Below are 15,069 nucleotides of genomic sequence, written 5' to 3'. Positions count from 1 at the left end.
GGTGCGGCGGGCACCGGTCGCGCATGTATTGAATGATGTGAAAGGGGTTCGGATGAACAAGGCCATTACTGACGGGCTGGCGCTGATGCCGCCAGCTTTTGCGAACGGTTTAAACGTTTGGTCCAGCGAGAACGGCACGCCGGGCTCGGCGACCTATGACGGGGCTGCAAACGCGGCTCTGGTCGCAGCGGATGCGGATTTCGGCGGCTGTCTGGAAATCGTCAAAAACACCACGACGACGAAATTGCGTTTTATGGGCGAAACGCCGCTTTTGCCGGGGATGTATCTACAGATCACCGCAAAAGTGAAGGCGATTTCGGGCAATTTGCCCTCTGTGCGGATTGCGGGCTGGGCCGGGGACAGCAGCTTTGCCCATGTGGCGGGACTGACGGAGGTCGGGTCCACTGTGGCGCTGACGGCCTATGGTGAGGTGGTCGAAGTGACGGCCATTGTCGGCTCTGGTGCGCGTGGCGGCGTAGACATGCCTTGGGGGCTTGATGCGGTTTACGGTCATTTTGGTTTGGATTTGACGGGGGCCAATGGCGGCACAGTTCGGATCGAGGACATCGTGATCGAGGATGTCACCTCCTATTTCCTCGGCGACAGTTCCGGGCGCATCGACATTCGCGATTTTGGCGCGGTGGGCGACGGTGTGACCGATTGCAAAGCCGCCTTTAATGCGGCGAATGCGGCGGCGGATGGGCGTCAGATTCTTGTGCCGGAGGGGGTGTATTACATCTCCGATACGGTTTCCATGATCAATGAAGTGGTGTTTGATGGCACGGTCACGATGCCAGACACAGCACGTTTGACGCTGCGCCATGGGTTTCACCTCAACACCTATATTGATGCGTTTGGCGACGAAGTTTTGGGGTTTAAAAAGGCGATTCAGGCACTGTTTTACTACTCGGATCACGACAGCCTCGATCTGTGCGGTCGTCGGATTGAAATCGACGAACCGATTGATGTGGCCGTGGTTTCCGGGGCGAGCACTTTGGAGGTGCGCCGGGTGATCCGCAACGGTCAAATCAACATCCAAGCCTCAAGCAATTGGGACGTTGAGGTGATGACCTCAGCGGGCAGCTACAATGCCGCCTCGCCGCGCCAGATGTCCAATGTGACAAACATCGCCAACATCAAGGTCGGCAGCCTTGTGACCGGGACAGGGGTTGGCCGCGAAGTTTACGTTCAAGCGGTCAATGTTGGGGCGCAGACCTTGACCTTGAGCCAACCGCTTTATGCGCCGAATGCGACCCAGACCTATACGTTCACGCGGTTCAAATATGCGCTGGATTTTTCCGGTCTGTCGAAACTGTCCCAGTTTCAGATTTCTGATGTGGAATTCCTGTGCAACGGTCATTCTTCTGCGGTGATGCTGGCGCCGTCGGGCAACAATTTCCAACTCAAAGATTGCCATGTCAAATCGCCGCTGAACCGGGGCGTGACCTCGATTGGGGAGGGCTGTCAGGATTTGCATATTGACCGCTGTTCCTTTGTGTCTAACGAACAAGCGCTGCGCGCAGAGGATCGTCAGTCGATTGCCTTCAACGTAAATGCCAATGACTCGAAAATTCGCGACAGCCGGTTTCAGCGCTTTGGCCATACCGCGATTTGTTACGGCACTGGTCATATGTTTGTCGGCAACCATTGGTTCCAAGGCGACAATGACTCAGACAGCCCACGCAAGGCCGGCTTGGTTTTTACCTATCCGAATGTGAACTCGATCGTCACCGGCAACTACGTTGATAACTCGTTTATCGAAATGACCAACGAGCATGATGCAACCCCGGATTTCAATTCCGAGTTCTCCTTTGGTGGCTTGACGATCACGGGCAATATTTTCACCGCGAGCGACTGTGCAAGCTGGTTCTCGTGGATCGTGGTCAAACCCTATGGTCCGGGGCATTTCATCCAGGGCCTGTCGGTTCAGAACAACAGTTTCAAGTCGATCAATGGCTATATCGACCGGGTGGATAAAGTCGATACGACCTTTGCGACTTTGGACTATAACATGATGCGCAACATCACCTTTGAGGCCAACACCTTCAACGGCGTCAGCCAGAACACCATCAACCCGGCGGCGCTTGAGTTTACGCAAGGCACAGCAGCAACCAATTGGGTTTTGGACCCGTCTGCCTATTTGCCATTTGATGGCTGGGCGCGCGGGGTGGAAAGCCTTGTGTTCCGCAATGCGGTGACGAATGCGACGGGCGAAACCGTGTTCCACACCCCCTATGTGACGGTCAATTATGGCGCGTCGTCAAATCAGATCCGCCTGACCTTCCCTGAGGCGACGAAGGGCACGGTGAACATGATTTCACGTATGGATCGCCCGATTTAAGCCCCGGTTTAAGTCCCGATTCCAGCAGTGTGTGGTATAAAGAAATGGACCGGGCGGTTGTGGCTGCCCGGTATTTTATGTTTGAACCGGTGTGAGATCGGCGGCGCTCAACCGATATGCTTTGCCAAAACCGCCATTCAAATCCGCAGAGAGCGGTGTGAAGGTGACAAAGGAAAAATCGGCAAAATCGACATAGAGCGCTGACTTTGGGTGATGGCCAAGCCAGGCAGCGCGCAGGTCGCGATGACGCAGATCGTCTCGGGACACAAAATGAGCATCGACACAGACAGAAAGACGCGGGAAGGCCAAAGGATCGCCTTTGCTCGGCGCTTCGCCAAGCAAAAGCCCGGCGCGGATGTCGGTCCTGAGCGCCTGGGTGTGAGCCGACAACTCCGAGATCAATGTCATCCAAGTGCCATCCTGCGCCAAGCCAAAGGCGATGCGCGTGACATGCGGCGCACCGGTGGTTGGGTCAAGCACAGCCAGGGCGGCGAGCCGTGCCGCGCCAATCACGTCCTGTGCCAAGCGCCGGGCCGCATCATCTGTGTCACGAAAAGGGGAGGGGGCATCTTGTGTCATACCCCTGTCTAGCCTCTAACCGCCGCGCCGCCAATCTTGAATATGGCGGCGCGGCGGTTGTTCTCAAGAGGGAGATGTCAGCCCCTAGGCGGCCTGTCGAGTGGCAGGTTCCGAGACGATCCGGTACCCCAGCCCCCAAACCGTTTGCACCATATCCGGTTCGCCGCCGCTCAGCTCAATCTGTTGGCGAATGCGGCTGAGATAGACGTTGATGATCCGCGCATCGGGTTCATCATCCCAAGCATAGAGGTGGTTCATAAAGGCCTCACGCGTCACCAACCGTTCGCGATGCAGCGACAGCATTTCAAGGATTTCATACTCCTTGCGCGTCAAATGCAGCGCCCGCCCATTCAGGGTTGCGATGCCGTGATGGGTGTCGAGGATCAGCGGCCCAATGGTCAGGTCTTTGCTTGAATAGCCCGCCGTGCGGCGTACGGCGGCTTTGATTTGTGCGGCAAGGGCCGCGGCATTGACCGGGCCGTAAATCACATCGTCGGCCCCCATGGCATAGGCCTTTTTGCGTACGTCCCAACGCTCGGTTTCGCTCAAAACATAAATCGGGATCAAAGAGTTGCGCTGACGCATATGTTCGATCAATTTGCACCCGTCCATGTCCGGCATGTCGAGATCAAGCACGATGGCGCTTTGTTCGCCAAATTCGGCAAAATCTATCATTTCGCGCCCGTCATTGACCCGCGTCACCAAAAGACCGGCGTCAACGAGACCAGCTGCGGCCGCCATGGAATTCCAGTTCGTTTCAGAGAGAAGTACACGCATATTCGACCCTTTTGTTGTTCGCCGCCCTTTGGCATTCGGGGGCGCAGATGGGTCCGTTCTGGACGACTGTCGCGGGCTTTTGGCCGCGCTGTTGTGAGGTTGATTGAATTTTAGCTAATTTGGATGGGGCTTTGGCAAGGATTTGTTATGGTTAATGACTGAAAAGAAAAGAAAATCCGAAAAAACACGGCGCATATCATGGAATGCGGCAGAGGTGGGGCGAGAGGGGGGAAGCTATGGGGAGAATGGTCCAAAAACCGTGGTTAACCGGGCCTAACTGGCGTCGCAAAATGCCATGCCCGCAGTTTCAGTTTCGCCCCTGTGCGTCATGATTCTCCACAGCTCTGTTGCTAAAACCTGATATATTCGTGTTAGGCTATATCAGATCGCAGCGACAGATCAGGGAGGATCCAATGCCAACGATTTCCAAAGACAACGCCTGTCAAACCGTCATAACCACATTTGAAACCACGCCCGGTTCAGCGCATGACCTGATGGAAGCGCTTCAATCCGCCTATGCGGAGGTGATTTCCAAACAGCCGGGGTTCATTTCGGCGGCGCTTCATATCAATGACGCCCAAACCCGGATCGCCAATTATTCACAATGGACCAAGCGCGAGGATTATCAGGCGATGTTGCGCACCGACGAGATGCGCAAACGCAACCGGGTGATCAATGGCATGTGCAAGACATTTGAACCCGTCATGTATGAAGTAGAAGGAGTGTATTAATGCGTTTGGCGATCATTATGAGCCTCATGGCTGGGGCAGCGTTCGCGGAGCCTGTCGGGATCACCCCCGACACGATGGCGATCACGGTCGAAACCCCCTCCGGTCCAATGGAGATTTCGCGCATTCAGGACAATGCCAATGAACTCTCCGGCACATGGGCGCAGACCTCCCGGCCTTGTCCGAATTTCTGCATTCAACCGATGAATCCAGCGCCGGGTGTGACCACCATTGGCGAATTGGAACTCATGGCGATGTTGCAGGACCCGAATGCCATGGTGCTCGACAGCCGGGTCAAACCGGATTTCGACGGCGGCGCCATTCCGGGCGCAGTGCATATGCCCTACACGGAGGCGGCGGATCGGCTGGGCGAGTTGGGCTGTGAACCGGATTTCGAAGGCTTCATCTGCGAGGGCGATCAGGTCAAAACCGTTGCGCTCTATTGCAACGGCCCATGGTGCGGCCAGTCGCCCACCGCCGCACGCCGCATGATCGAAGCAGGTTTCCCGGCGGAGAAGATTTTCTACTACCGCGGCGGCATGCAGGTCTGGCGGATGCTCGGGCTGACGGTGACGGGCGGGTAAGTGCTACCTGTAGAGTTCGGCCAATCGGACATGCTTTGGCGTGTCCGAACGCGCCCGACCCGCCCCTTAGTGCTGAAAGCACGCCTTGGCGTGACGGTGGGCGCGTTTCACGCACCAGCCCTCGGGCCGGGTGCTTTGGTTTACCAGACGATATCTATGGTTTGACCGTTAGAGTGCTTGCACACGCCGACGCCCCCTGATGCTGTGATGAGCATAGAATCTGCGTAGCGCATCTGACAATTCAATGAGCTACCTTGGTCGCCAAGTAATACTGCTATGACTTTATTCGTGCCGCCGCTGCCGTAAATCGGAGTCATATCTGGGCCCCATGCAGTATACGTAGTGGCTCCATCTGGAACAGCTTTCCCAGAGAAGTTTTCAGTACCGATTTGAGTGGTGTAACTGGTAAAACCCATGTCTCTTCGAAGTTTATTTGAACTTTCTCCCCAGTGCCGCGCACTTGGCCAGTCATTGTACCACTACAGGCGGTGAGTATTGTTAGAGCGAGAATAGGTAGATAACGCATAAAGCCCCCGTTTCATCAAATGCGGGTATATTTGCGTTAAACGCGCAAGCTTTGCAACTTAGTCTCTCACCTCTTCCCCCGCCGTCCAGCATTCCCCCCACGCATCCCGCCACGACCAGCGGTACTCCGACCACTCGCGGCCTTCGCGCCTTCGACCGCTTGGTCCACTGCAGTTTGCCGCGCCATGGGGTCGTCGTGCAGCACCAGATCGACAGTTTCCAGTCGTTTGATTTCGTCGCGCAGGCGGGCCGCTTCTTCGAATTCCAAATTCTCCGCCGCCTTGCGCATGTCGGATTTCAGCCCGTCCAACACGGCTTGCAAATTCTGTCCGGCCTGCGCTTTGTCGACCGTCGCGGTGACGCGGTTCATGTCCACGTCGCCTTTGTACAGACCGGCCAAAATATCCTCTACGTTCTTTTTGACCGTCGCGGGGGTGATGCCGTGGGCCTTGTTATAGGCGATCTGTTTGTCGCGGCGCCGTTCGGTTTCCCCCATGGCGCGTTCCATCGAGCCGGTGATTTTATCGGCGTATAAAATCACCCGGCCCTCGACGTTGCGCGCGGCGCGGCCGATGGTTTGGATCAGCGAGGTTTCAGAGCGCAAAAAGCCCTCTTTGTCGGCGTCCAAAATCGCCACAAGCCCGCATTCCGGGATGTCCAACCCCTCGCGCAACAGGTTGATCCCGACGAGCACGTCAAACGCCCCAAGCCGCAGATCGCGCAGGATTTCGATCCGCTCGATCGTATCAATATCGGAGTGCATATAGCGCACCCGCACGCCCTGTTCGTGGAGGTATTCGGTCAGGTCTTCGGCCATGCGTTTGGTCAGCGTCGTGACCAAAACCCGGTTGCCCTTGGCCGCTTGGCGTTTGGCCTCATGCATCAGATCATCGACCTGCGTGTCCACCGGACGGATTTCGATCACCGGGTCCAAAAGCCCGGTGGGGCGGATGATTTGTTCGACAAACACGCCGCCCGACTGTTCCAATTCCCAGTCTTTCGGGGTTGCGGACACAAACACCGATTGAGGTCGCATCGCGTCCCATTCCTCGAATTTCAAGGGCCGGTTGTCCATACAGGACGGCAAGCGAAACCCATGTTCCGCAAGCGTAAATTTGCGTCGATAGTCACCGCGATACATGCCGCCGATTTGCGGCACGGAGACATGGGACTCATCAGCAAACACAATGGCGTTGTCGGGGATAAATTCGAACAGGGTCGGGGGCGGCTCACCCGGCGCGCGGCCCGTCAGATAACGTGAATAGTTCTCGATCCCGTTGCAAAACCCCGAGGCCTCCAACATTTCAAGATCGAAATTGGTACGCTGCTCCAACCGCTGCGCTTCCAAAAGTTTGCCCTCATTGTTGAACTGGTCGAGCCGCAGCCGCAGCTCTTTCTTGATGCCTTGGATCGCCTGTTTGATCGTCTTTTTCGGCGTCACATAATGCGAATTGGCATAGACGCGGATTTGGTCGAATGTGTCGGTTTTCTTGCCGGTGAGCGGATCAAATTCGGTGATCGCCTCCAATTCTTCGCCAAAAAACGATAGTTTCCACGCCCGGTCATCCAGGTGAGCGGGCCAAATCTCAAGACTGTCACCACGCACCCGAAACGAGCCACGCTCAAACGCCTGATCGTTGCGGCGGTATTGTTGTTCGACCAAATCGCCCATGATCTGACGCTGGTCGTACTCCTTGCCGACCTCCAAATCCATCGTCATCGCCATGTAAAGCTCGGGCGACCCCAGACCGTAAATGCAGGACACGGAGGCCACGATGATCACGTCGTCGCGCTCCAAAAGCGCGCGCGTTGCGGCGTGGCGCATCCGGTCGATCTGTTCGTTGATCTGGCTTTCTTTTTCGATGAACGTATCGGAGCGCGCGACATAGGCTTCGGGTTGGTAATAGTCATAGTAGGAGACGAAATATTCGACGGCATTTTCCGGGAAAAACCCTTTGAATTCGCCATAAAGCTGGGCGGCGAGGGTTTTGTTCGGGGCCAGGATGATCGCCGGGCGTTGCGTTGCCTCGATCACCTTTGCCATGGTAAAGGTCTTGCCCGTGCCCGTCGCGCCCAACAGCACCTGATCACGGTCGCCCGCATCCAACCCGTTTGACAGCTCTTTGATTGCCGTCGGTTGGTCCCCCGAGGGCTCAAAATCGCTGTGCAACACAAACCGTTTGCCGCCTTCCAATTTCGGGCGCAGTTTTAGTTCCGGGTTCGGGCTGTGCAGGATTGGCGTGTCCATTGGCATTGGGCGGAACTCCTTGGCGTCCATTCCGTTTCGTGAGCATTTCAAAAGCAAGCTGCGGCAAGGCCTCTTTCGAGATGCGTTTTCGAGATGCGTTAAGGTGCATAAATGATCCCTTTTTGTTCACCTTTCAAGCCTCGCTCGGCAGAACGGTGGGTTTTGTGCGGCTCCGTGGGGGCACTACGGAAGGGTTAATAAAAAAGTTACCACTTTAAGGAGATTTTTATGAGATTAAAAACAACCCTAAGGATATTAGTCCTTGCGTATGGCCGGTGTGGCTCCTAGTCTGATTGTGCAAGCAGCAGAACAGACTGTCCCGGCCTTGGGTGCACCACCCACCCCACCCCTCGCTCTCCACCCTTGGCTGGGCAGTCACCCCCTCCAAGCCCGCCCTCTTGTCTTTAAGTGGGCGGGTTTTGCTTGGTTTGTGTGCAACCGCTCTCGCCTGAGCCGCGCTACCTATTCGTTCCCGTGGCGGCAGATGTGCGAAGGGCTTGAAACGGCGCACGGAAACGGGGATAAGGCAGCAAGGCAAAAAGGAGTCTCCCGATGCGCGCTCGTATCTATCAGCCCGCCCGAAATGCTATGCAATCCGGGCAGGGTAAGACCAAACATTGGCTTCTCGACTACGCGCCCGCATCGGCGCGCGACATCGACCCGTTGATGGGCTGGACGTCTTCCAATGATACTCAGGCCCAGGTGCGCATGAGTTTTGACAGCAAAGAGGCCGCCGTCGCCTATGCCGATCATCATGGTCTCGATTATGTCGTGCAAGAGCCCAAAACCCGCGCCCCCGTGGTGCGTCCCGGCGGCTATGGCGAAAACTTCGCAACCAACCGCCGCGAGCCTTGGTCGCACTGATCTTTTGAAAAGACGAACGATAACAGTTGAATAGGAAGATGGCTCAGGCTTGCGAACCATTTTTCGAACCGTTATCAAAGAGCCACGGTCCCGTAGCTCAACTGGATAGAGCACCTGACTTCTAATCAGGATGTTGGGGGTTCGAGTCCTCCCGGGATCGCCATTTTTTCCGTATGACGCCAACGGCCTTCAGCGCTGCAAGCACACTGTTAAGACGCTGGCCCGTTTCCAAAGCGATGCTCTGAGTCGTCAAGAAACGTGCGTGGAATGAGGCGATATTCTCGGGAGAGAGATAGAAGCGCATCTGCCCTGTCCGTGGATGCGCGCTCAGTTGCGCTGGAGTTTGACCATCCTCGACGAAAGCCAGAAAAGTCCCACCTCCCCGCAGGCCGATGCTGCGTCCAAAGGCTGCTGCTGGCACCATTTTCTCGGTGGAACGCCGGACCTCTGGCTTCGGGGCCAGTTGGTCCACTTCTCCGCGGCGGACTACGAAAGCTTGGTAGCCCTATTCGGCACACGCGACGAGTTCATCGGCATCCTTCGAAGTTTTGAGAAACCCTGTTGGCTTAGACTACTGTCCATTTACGACATCCTCCTCAACTCCGGCGAGATCGACCCAGAGCTGACCTTAGCCGGGATGGTCAACGCTGCGATGCGGCTTCCCTGAAGCGGTTGTCCGTGACCTCGTGCAGCATGCACTGGAAGTGCCAAGGTCCGCGTGTGGGACAAAGCAAAGATCTGGACAATCAATCATAGCTTTTTACTCTCGCGACATGATTGGCTCGGAGGCTCGTGAACTCGAGTACGTGACAGAAGCGGGACGTCTCGCCATTCGCCCGGATCACCTCTCCGCTCGCAGCGCCAACCCTACCGTGGGAGATCGCATATTCGACGATAACCTTCGCCGGCGCATGTTCAGTTGACAGGGCCTCCAGAACGGCTGTTCTCCCCACGATCTGCCGGGTGGATGTGCTCTCCCAGGTTACCGCTGGATCGAAGGTTTCTGGGTCGCATATGCCGGTTTCCAGGGCGATCGCGATATCTTCAACGAAGCCATTCTTCGGAGAGTTCCCGCAATCCGGGCTGCGGATAATTCGGGGCATTTGTGACCTCATTTCTCAGGTCGCGCCCTGCAACGCTGCCTCGATGCCCGCGATGTCAATCTTCTGCATCTCCATCATCGCGGCCTGTGCGCGGGCCGAAGCGGCCCGGTCCGGGTGCGACAGCGCCTCCATCAGGACTCTCGGAGTGATCTGCCAACGATAGCCCCAGCGATCCTTGCACCAGCCACACATGATGGGCTCTCCGCCGTTACCCACGATGGCATCCCAGAGCCGGTCCGTCTCGGCCTGGTCCTCGGTATAGACCTGCAGCGAATAGGCATCGTTGGGCTGCACATGCGGACCGGCATTGAGCAGCGCATAAGGCAGGCCGAGAAGGGTCATCTCGACCACCTGAACGGTCCCGGCTGGCGTGCTCGGCGTCCCTTCGGGCGCGCGGATCACATTGTCCACATGGCTGTCCCGGAAGGTGGCGGCGTAGAACTCCGCCGCCGCTTCGGCCTCGGTATCGAACCAGAGGAACACGGCAGCCTTTCGTTTCGTCATCGTCTTTCTCCTTTCAAAGGGCGGTCGGGACAGTGCATCGGAGTGTCACGCAGCTATCTGCGAGACCCGTTTTACACCCTGTCAGAACTCCAGCCCATCAATTCGCCAGCCCTTGCATCGATCACGGTTCAGGCGGTGTCCTCGAATATCGGGGTAAAGCCGCCCCACATCATGCGCTTGCCATCGAAGGGCATGTCCATGTCCTGCCAGCGCGGGTCGGTCTGCATGCTGGCGCCGCATTTGTCATGCGTTTCCTTGTCCGGCCAGATCATCCACGAAAAGCAGACCGATTCACCGTCCTTCAGGGCCACCGCGCGATTGAAATCAGTGTGTTTGCCTTCGGGGATCTGATCGCCCCAGGTTTCCATGATCTGCAAGGCTCCGTACTCCCTGAAAAGCGGCCAGGCCTTGCGGGCGCTTTCGATATAAGCCTCCTTGTTCCCGTTCGGGACGGGGGTGAGGAATCCGGCAATATAGGTCATGTCGTCTCTCCTTGTATGGCTTGAAACTCCGCCATCCATGCGTCGAAACCGGGCGGCGGATTACCCGTGAAACCCGCCATCTGCGCGGCTAATGCTCTCTGAAAGGCGGGCCGTTCGGTGCCCCGCGCGACATAGTCGGCGAGATTGGGGAAGGTTTCGATCAACCCTTCGCCTTCGATGATCCGAAGAACGCTAACCATCATCAGGTCACCCGCGCTGAAGCGACCCGTGAACCACTCCGCCGCCCCGAGCCGATCCGACGCCTCCTGCAACCGTTCTTCGATCCGCGTGTCGATCCCCGGCAAACGCGGTGCCGACCAGGGTTCGGTGGCCTCGAAGATCGTCGCCATGGAGCGATCCATGATTGGCGGCTCCAACGTGTTCAACGCGGCGAAAAGCCATTCGAGCGCCCGCGCCCTACCGGCGGGGTCCTCGGGCATGAGGCCGGGAAACCGCCCGGCGATATGCCAGACAATGGCGCCGCTTTCGAACAGCGTCAGGTCGCCCTCTTCGTAGGTTGGCACCTGCCCGAACGGTTGCAGGGCACGGTGTGCTGCCTCCTTCTGCTGCCCCTGCGGAAGACAGCGAACGGCGTAATCCTGACCGACCTCTTCCAGCGCCCAGCGAACACGCAGGTCACGCACCTGCCCCCTGGCGAAATCCGGCACCCAGTCGAAGGCGGTGATCGTGATCGGGGCGTCCGCCTTAACCGGCATGGGACATCTCGGCCGGCCCTTTTTCGACCGCCTCGGCGCTCATCCACATGGGCTCCCAGATGTGACCGTCGGGATCGGCAAAGCTGCGCCCGTACATGAACCCGTGATCCTGCGCCGGGCAGGGATCGCCCGCACCGCCCGCAGCCACGGCGGCGGCGGTAATGGCATCCACCGCCTCACGATCCGTACGGCTGATGCAAAGCAACACCTGCGCTTCGGACGCGGGGTCCACCCGGCGCCGGTCGGTGAAGCTCGACCATAACTCATGGGTCAGCAACATCACCCGGATCTCGTCGGATAAAGCCATGCTCGCAGCGAGGTGATTGGTAAACCTGGTGTCCTTGGTGAAACCGATCGCCTCGTAGAACGCCATGGAACGTTCAAGGTCTGCCACCGGCAGGTTTATGAAGATTATCTGTGACATCGCGTTTCCTCCTGAGTCGCGTCGTCGATATGGACAGGCTATGAGAATGAGATTACAAAAAGCAACCATGACGTTACAAAATGAAACCAAATCGGCGAAAAGCCCCCATGGCCGCTGGTACGGCGATGCCTGCGGCACGGCTTTCGGCCTTGAGCTTCTGGGAGAACGCTGGTCGCTTCTGATCGTGCGCGAATTGATGTTCGGGCCGCGGCGCTTCAGCGACATTCGCACAAACCTGCCGGGGATCAGTGCCAAGGTGCTGACCGAACGGCTTGCCGGGCTCGAGGCAAACGACGTGGTCCTGCGTTCAACCGCGCCCGAGCCTGCACCTGCACAGCTCTATGGCCTGACCGAATGGGGCTATGCAGCGGAACCGGTCATTCAGGAACTGGGCCGGTGGGCCGCCGCCTCACCGTTGCACGATCCGACACTTCCCCTGTCACCGGCTTCCTTCATGCTGTCGCTGCGAACGATGCTCGATGCCGAGGCGGCGCGGGACATGGAGGCGGAGGTGCTCTTCACCATCGGGACCGCGCAATTCACCGCCCGGCTCGCCAACGGTGCGATGCCTGTAATGCGTGGTAATGCGAGAGAACCCGACTTGCGGTTCGAAGCTCCCGCTGCTCCCCCCCTTGCGGCGGTCTTCTATGGTGGAGCTGCCCCCGAAACGGTGGGCGTGCAGATCACGGGTGCCCCGGATATGGTTCGCACGTTCATCTCGCTCTTCAACCTACCACCCAAGTACGATTAGGCATAAACGCCAAATGGTTAAAAGCCGCGCGTCGATATCAAGAGGCATAAAGCGCTTTGCGCTTTGCCTTGAAATTTCCTGCTGAGTCCTGCGCCAGTTTGTGTGCTCCCGTTAGCTCATCTCGGTTCATTTCATATGCCGCGCATGCCACTCACATCTTGAAGATTGTGGCCCAACCAAACTCGGCGGCAAAAATAGCTGGCGTCTTACCGGCGAAGATCTGGAGTGTAGGGTTTGCACCAGCGGCAAGAAGAACTTCAAAGCATCGATCAGCTCCGACCTTGGCTGCTGAATGCAATGCGGTCCGACCAAGCGCGTCTTGCGCATCAATATCTACATGGCGATCAACGATGGCCTTTACATGCCTACATCGTTTCGATTTGTGTTGTGCAGACAGGTAGGATTGTAGAGGAGACCGAGCCGCGAGATCTGTTTTCAGCGCCGTCGCACCCCTACACGCGGGCCTTGCTTGACGCGGTGCCCGGCGCGCATTGATGTCACCGTACAAGCGCTGACGCCGAATGTGGCGACCTAGTTTTTCACATTCAGCGGCATCAGGGTCTTGGCCAGTGCCAACGCCTGATCGGCAAGAGCGCTGCGCTTTGATCGGGGGCGGGCGGCGAGGAGGGGCAGGTCGATCGCCTTGGTTTCCACCTCTACGATGACCAACTGACCCTCCGCCAGCTCGCGTAAGATCGCAGCGTGGGGCAAAAGGGCTAGGCCCGCCCCCTCTATGGCGAGACGGATCATCATGAACAGGCTGTCGGTGTGCAGAAAACGCCGATGCCGCGCGGTGCCAAAGGCGGGCGCGTGAGTGTGGTCGTGGATCGGCGATTGCCATCCATAGCTGATGATGGGACAGGTGCCGAGTTCGGTGTCTGACAGCCGAGTGGTCGACAGACCCGGTTTTGCCACCCAAACCATTTTATACGCGCCGATACGTTCGAGCCGAAGGCGCGGGTCTTGCGGGTCTTCGGACAGGAACGCAAGGTCGAGCTGATCTGTCGCGAGGTGTTGCAGCAGCGTGGCCGACTGATTGACCTCAATTTCGAGGCGCAGGCTCGGTTGGGCATGCTCAAGACGCGTCGCCAGCGTCATCAACCACGTCGCGGCCACGGGCCCGTTTGCCCCGATCCTCAGCCGCGTCTCAACAGGCAGCGCCCCTTTGTGAAAGGAGAGGTCCTCGGTCAGACGCAAAACCTTGCGGGCATAATCCAAGAGTTCGTGCCCCTGCTCGGTGAGCGTCAGGCTTCGGTCTCTGTGAAGCAGCGTCACGCCCAGTTCTTCCTCCAGTCCCTGAATGCGTGCAGACACGGTCGGTTGCGAAATATTGAGCCTCTCGGCGGCCCGCCGAAAGCTGGACAGGCGGGACACCCAAAAGAAGGTCTCAAGGCTGTGGGTTTGCATGTGCGTTTCCGGTGATTAAGATTTTCTATCACAATGATCAAGTAAATCAGGTGGACGAGCAAGGCTATCCGATTGCGTAATAGAAAAAATCAACTGGAATCTGATATGACCTATGCTCTCGACCCCATGCCCACTCCCGTCTCCGGCCCGCTCTTGTCGCGGCTCGCACGCTTTGAGACTGTCCTCTTTGGACACTTCTTGGATCGGGGGGTGCTTGATCCCGGCGTGGTACCTGCGCTCCCCGTGGGCACCGTCACAGGGACGGCTGTCACCCTGAGCCTGCCGGGGCTGGATTCAACTTTGTTGCACCACGCCACCGGGCTTTTGCGTCCCGGCGATATTCTGGTGATCGACCGCCGGGGGGACCGCTCGGCGGCCTGCCTCGGCGGCGGTGTGGCACGGGCGATCCTGAATGCGGGGGCCGCCGCTGTGATCATCGACGGTTGTCACACGGATACGGACGAACTTGCCGCCATAGGTTTACCCGTCTTTAGTCGCGGGGCCTCGGTTCTGACCACGCGGCTCCAAGGGCAAGGGGGCGCCCTTAATCGCCCCGTGTCTGTCGGCGGTGTTCCGATTCTTGCAGGCGACGCGATCCTCGCCGATGCTTTGGGGGTCGTGGCGATCCACGCTACGGAGTTGGAACACAGTTTGACACGGGCAGACGCCCTTTTGGCGCTGACCAAACGTACGATTTCCGGCGTTGAGGCGGGACAGCGGATTGGTGATCTCTCCGGGGCCAGCGCCATCGTGGACAGCCACATGCTCTCGGAGGACTAAGTGATGGCGTCGATCCCACAGCTTGTCGATGCGGCCTTTGCGGCCTGTCCCGAGGGCGCACTGGGTCTAATCTATGATTATGCGGCGACGCCGTTTTCCTCTGATCCGGCCAAGTTTGCGCTGCCGGATGTGATCGAGGCCCGCGGTGGGGCCGAGCGGTTGGTCGCGGATTGGTGCGGGCAGGCGCTTTATCGTACGGATCCGGTCCAAAACGTGGCCGCTGGTATCACCCGCCCTTTTTCGTGGAGCTACCACC

Annotated in this window: 18 protein-coding genes, 1 tRNA gene and 1 pseudogene; 10 read left to right on the top strand and 10 right to left on the bottom strand. The window is 58.0% G+C overall.

Annotated features, from left to right (window positions below):
- The first annotated feature begins 52 nt into the window (after nt 1-52).
- Entirely contained in the window at nt 53-2,341 is a 2,289-nt protein-coding gene (locus C8029_RS00095; RefSeq protein ID WP_152001973.1) for a glycosyl hydrolase family 28-related protein, read from the top strand.
- A 75-nt stretch (nt 2,342-2,416) separates the two neighbouring features.
- On the opposite strand, the gene C8029_RS00090 is transcribed toward C8029_RS00095, so the two are convergent.
- Both C8029_RS00090 and C8029_RS00085 read right to left on the bottom strand, forming a co-directional pair.
- The gene (locus C8029_RS00090) at nt 2,417-2,920 is read right to left on the bottom strand and encodes a pyridoxamine 5-phosphate oxidase (RefSeq protein WP_152001972.1); all 504 of its coding nucleotides are present in this window, start codon (nt 2,918-2,920) and stop codon (nt 2,417-2,419) included.
- An 84-nt stretch (nt 2,921-3,004) separates the two neighbouring features.
- Nucleotides 3,005-3,697, bottom strand: coding sequence for a response regulator transcription factor (locus C8029_RS00085; RefSeq protein WP_152001971.1), 693 nt, complete (start codon nt 3,695-3,697; stop codon nt 3,005-3,007).
- A 413-nt stretch (nt 3,698-4,110) separates the two neighbouring features.
- On the opposite strand from C8029_RS00085, the gene C8029_RS00080 reads away from it, so the two are divergent.
- Together C8029_RS00080 and C8029_RS00075 are read left to right on the top strand one after the other, a co-directional pair.
- Entirely contained in the window at nt 4,111-4,428 is a 318-nt protein-coding gene (locus C8029_RS00080; protein WP_009571558.1) for an antibiotic biosynthesis monooxygenase family protein, read from the top strand.
- Entirely contained in the window at nt 4,428-5,009 is a 582-nt protein-coding gene (locus C8029_RS00075; RefSeq protein WP_152001970.1) for a rhodanese-like domain-containing protein, read from the top strand. Before C8029_RS00080 ends, C8029_RS00075 begins: the two co-directional genes overlap by 1 nt.
- A gap of 592 nt (nt 5,010-5,601) precedes the next feature.
- On the opposite strand, the gene uvrB is transcribed toward C8029_RS00075, so the two are convergent.
- The gene (gene uvrB, locus C8029_RS00070; RefSeq protein ID WP_152001969.1) at nt 5,602-7,788 is read right to left on the bottom strand and encodes an excinuclease ABC subunit UvrB; all 2,187 of its coding nucleotides are present in this window, start codon (nt 7,786-7,788) and stop codon (nt 5,602-5,604) included.
- 546 nt (nt 7,789-8,334) lie between these two features.
- Between uvrB and C8029_RS00065 the strand changes: the two genes are divergently transcribed.
- From C8029_RS00065 to C8029_RS00055, 3 genes are all read left to right on the top strand, one after another.
- Nucleotides 8,335-8,646: an ETC complex I subunit gene (locus tag C8029_RS00065; protein WP_009571562.1), complete on the top strand. Its 312-nt coding sequence runs from the start codon at nt 8,335-8,337 to the stop codon at nt 8,644-8,646.
- A gap of 86 nt (nt 8,647-8,732) precedes the next feature.
- Nucleotides 8,733-8,809 (top strand) — tRNA-Arg (locus tag C8029_RS00060).
- 180 nt (nt 8,810-8,989) lie between these two features.
- On the top strand, nt 8,990-9,313 hold the full coding sequence (locus C8029_RS00055) for a hypothetical protein (protein ID WP_152001968.1): 324 nt from the start codon (nt 8,990-8,992) through the stop codon (nt 9,311-9,313).
- 79 nt (nt 9,314-9,392) lie between these two features.
- Here C8029_RS00055 and C8029_RS00050 read toward each other — a convergent pair whose 3' ends face one another.
- From C8029_RS00050 to C8029_RS00030, 5 genes are all read right to left on the bottom strand, one after another.
- Entirely contained in the window at nt 9,393-9,749 is a 357-nt protein-coding gene (locus C8029_RS00050) for a hypothetical protein (protein ID WP_152001967.1), read from the bottom strand.
- A gap of 15 nt (nt 9,750-9,764) precedes the next feature.
- On the bottom strand, nt 9,765-10,253 hold the full coding sequence (locus C8029_RS00045) for a VOC family protein (protein ID WP_009571565.1): 489 nt from the start codon (nt 10,251-10,253) through the stop codon (nt 9,765-9,767).
- A gap of 128 nt (nt 10,254-10,381) precedes the next feature.
- On the bottom strand, nt 10,382-10,735 hold the full coding sequence (locus C8029_RS00040; protein ID WP_009571566.1) for a DUF1428 domain-containing protein: 354 nt from the start codon (nt 10,733-10,735) through the stop codon (nt 10,382-10,384).
- The gene (locus C8029_RS00035; protein WP_009571567.1) at nt 10,732-11,451 is read right to left on the bottom strand and encodes a glutathione S-transferase family protein; all 720 of its coding nucleotides are present in this window, start codon (nt 11,449-11,451) and stop codon (nt 10,732-10,734) included. Before C8029_RS00035 ends, C8029_RS00040 begins: the two co-directional genes overlap by 4 nt.
- A complete protein-coding gene (locus tag C8029_RS00030; RefSeq protein WP_009571568.1) occupies nt 11,441-11,875 on the bottom strand; it encodes a VOC family protein in 435 nt (144 codons plus the stop codon). The genes C8029_RS00035 and C8029_RS00030 overlap by 11 nt, the downstream gene beginning before the upstream one ends.
- Before the next feature lie 46 nt (nt 11,876-11,921).
- Here C8029_RS00030 and C8029_RS00025 point away from each other — a divergent pair, with 46 nt between their 5' ends.
- The gene (locus tag C8029_RS00025; RefSeq protein WP_226946189.1) at nt 11,922-12,626 is read left to right on the top strand and encodes a winged helix-turn-helix transcriptional regulator; all 705 of its coding nucleotides are present in this window, start codon (nt 11,922-11,924) and stop codon (nt 12,624-12,626) included.
- A 151-nt stretch (nt 12,627-12,777) separates the two neighbouring features.
- On the opposite strand, the gene C8029_RS22855 is transcribed toward C8029_RS00025, so the two are convergent.
- A complete protein-coding gene (locus C8029_RS22855) occupies nt 12,778-13,023 on the bottom strand; it encodes an ankyrin repeat domain-containing protein (protein WP_349677502.1) in 246 nt (81 codons plus the stop codon).
- Here C8029_RS22855 and C8029_RS22850 point away from each other — a divergent pair.
- On the top strand, nt 13,014-13,121 hold the full coding sequence (locus C8029_RS22850; protein ID WP_349677503.1) for an ABC transporter ATP-binding protein: 108 nt from the start codon (nt 13,014-13,016) through the stop codon (nt 13,119-13,121). The two genes, C8029_RS22855 and C8029_RS22850, sit on opposite strands and share 10 nt — an antisense overlap.
- A gap of 36 nt (nt 13,122-13,157) precedes the next feature.
- Here the strand turns inward: C8029_RS22850 and C8029_RS00015 are convergent, their stop codons facing one another.
- Nucleotides 13,158-14,033 carry a LysR family transcriptional regulator gene (locus tag C8029_RS00015; protein WP_009571571.1) on the bottom strand — a complete coding sequence of 292 codons (876 nt, stop codon included), beginning with the start codon at nt 14,031-14,033 and terminating at the stop codon, nt 13,158-13,160.
- 105 nt (nt 14,034-14,138) lie between these two features.
- Here C8029_RS00015 and C8029_RS00010 point away from each other — a divergent pair, with 105 nt between their 5' ends.
- Nucleotides 14,139-14,813 carry an RraA family protein gene (locus C8029_RS00010; protein WP_009571572.1) on the top strand — a complete coding sequence of 225 codons (675 nt, stop codon included), beginning with the start codon at nt 14,139-14,141 and terminating at the stop codon, nt 14,811-14,813.
- 3 nt (nt 14,814-14,816) lie between these two features.
- Nucleotides 14,817-15,069 (top strand): annotated as a pseudogene (locus C8029_RS00005) (helix-turn-helix transcriptional regulator); the annotation flags it as partial.

This window comes from Roseobacter sp. TSBP12 (assembly GCF_009129705.1).
GTDB classification, from domain to species: domain Bacteria; phylum Pseudomonadota; class Alphaproteobacteria; order Rhodobacterales; family Rhodobacteraceae; genus Celeribacter; species Celeribacter baekdonensis_A.
Note: the sequence above shows the minus strand (reverse complement) of the source record. Positions and strands in the feature narration are given on the sequence as shown.

Coding starts and splice junctions, on each gene's coding strand:
- C8029_RS00030 (WP_009571568.1), bottom strand. CDS start 11,875: ATGTCACAGATAATCTTCATAAACCTGCCGGTGGCAGACCTTGAACGT.
- C8029_RS00095 (WP_152001973.1), top strand. CDS start 53: ATGAACAAGGCCATTACTGACGGGCTGGCGCTGATGCCGCCAGCTTTT.
- C8029_RS00065 (WP_009571562.1), top strand. CDS start 8,335: ATGCGCGCTCGTATCTATCAGCCCGCCCGAAATGCTATGCAATCCGGG.
- C8029_RS00010 (WP_009571572.1), top strand. CDS start 14,139: ATGACCTATGCTCTCGACCCCATGCCCACTCCCGTCTCCGGCCCGCTC.
- uvrB (WP_152001969.1), bottom strand. CDS start 7,788: ATGCCAATGGACACGCCAATCCTGCACAGCCCGAACCCGGAACTAAAA.
- C8029_RS00035 (WP_009571567.1), bottom strand. CDS start 11,451: ATGCCGGTTAAGGCGGACGCCCCGATCACGATCACCGCCTTCGACTGG.
- C8029_RS00050 (WP_152001967.1), bottom strand. CDS start 9,749: ATGCCCCGAATTATCCGCAGCCCGGATTGCGGGAACTCTCCGAAGAAT.
- C8029_RS00090 (WP_152001972.1), bottom strand. CDS start 2,920: ATGACACAAGATGCCCCCTCCCCTTTTCGTGACACAGATGATGCGGCC.
- C8029_RS00085 (WP_152001971.1), bottom strand. CDS start 3,697: ATGCGTGTACTTCTCTCTGAAACGAACTGGAATTCCATGGCGGCCGCA.
- C8029_RS00015 (WP_009571571.1), bottom strand. CDS start 14,033: ATGCAAACCCACAGCCTTGAGACCTTCTTTTGGGTGTCCCGCCTGTCC.
- C8029_RS00045 (WP_009571565.1), bottom strand. CDS start 10,253: ATGACGAAACGAAAGGCTGCCGTGTTCCTCTGGTTCGATACCGAGGCC.
- C8029_RS00075 (WP_152001970.1), top strand. CDS start 4,428: ATGCGTTTGGCGATCATTATGAGCCTCATGGCTGGGGCAGCGTTCGCG.
- C8029_RS00040 (WP_009571566.1), bottom strand. CDS start 10,735: ATGACCTATATTGCCGGATTCCTCACCCCCGTCCCGAACGGGAACAAG.
- C8029_RS00025 (WP_226946189.1), top strand. CDS start 11,922: ATGAGATTACAAAAAGCAACCATGACGTTACAAAATGAAACCAAATCG.
- C8029_RS00080 (WP_009571558.1), top strand. CDS start 4,111: ATGCCAACGATTTCCAAAGACAACGCCTGTCAAACCGTCATAACCACA.